The organism is Corallococcus sp. CA053C (assembly GCF_003611675.1).
Taxonomy (GTDB): domain Bacteria; phylum Myxococcota; class Myxococcia; order Myxococcales; family Myxococcaceae; genus Corallococcus.
The window spans coordinates 1-827 of the sequence record NZ_RAWA01000819.1 but is presented as its reverse complement, the minus strand read 5'-3'; the positions used below and the strand labels follow the sequence as shown (position 1 = coordinate 827).

Genomic DNA, 827 nt, shown 5'->3' with positions numbered 1-827 from the left:
CCCGATGTCCTCCCGGCTCCAGACCTTCCTCGCCCTCTTCAACACGGCCGCTGTCGTCGGCGTGCTGCTCGCCTTCCTCGGCCACCAGCGCACGTCCGAGCAGGAGCTGGAGGCGCTGAGGGACCAGGTGCGGCAGGCCTCCGCGAGCGCCACCGCGAACCAGGGCGAGCGCCGCGCCGCCGCGGAGGCCGCCATGCGCATGTGGGCGAGCACCCATGGCGCGCAAGCCCCTACGGCCCGCGGCCCCGGGCCCTCCCAGCCGAAGGCCACCGCGCCCGGCGACGACGCCGCGCAAGCGGACGCCCCTCCGGACGAGCTGCCCCCGACGGGGTCGTTCGAGGAGTCGCGCACGCGCGTCTTCACCGCCTTCGCCAACGAGCCGGTGGACAACGACTGGAGCGGCAAGGCCACGCAGACGCTCAACGAGACCCTGCGCCAGCACCTGCCCTCCAACTCCCGCGTGAAGGCGCTGGACTGCCGCGCCACGCTCTGCCGCGTGGAGCTGGTGCACCGGAGCGCGGCCGACAGCGCCCCCTTCATGATGAACGGCCTGCGCGCGTGGCCGGGCGCCATCTTCGTCGCCAGCGAGGTGCAGGAAGGCGAGGACTACGTCGTCACCCTCATCGCCGCGAAGGAAGGCACGCGCCCACCGCTGTGAGCCGTCCCACGCCCACCCGCCGTCCCCTCTCCGGAGCGGGCCCCGTCATCCTCCACGCGCCCACGGACCCCGGCTGGCTGCCGCTGGCGCTCGCGAACTTCGACGCGGTGCTGGTGGACCACGCCCACTGCGAGAAGAAGGCCGCCGCCAACGCGCTGTCCATGCTCCA

The 827-nt window shown here is 73.8% G+C and carries 2 protein-coding genes; both read left to right on the top strand.

The window, feature by feature from the left end:
• A partial coding sequence (locus D7V97_RS45170; protein WP_199729242.1) for a hypothetical protein occupies positions 1–658 on the top strand: 658 nt, incomplete at its 5' end.
• The coding region (miaE, locus tag D7V97_RS43390; protein ID WP_304988536.1) for a tRNA isopentenyl-2-thiomethyl-A-37 hydroxylase MiaE at positions 655–827 on the top strand (173 nt) is incomplete at its 3' end. The genes D7V97_RS45170 and miaE, both read left to right, overlap by 4 nt.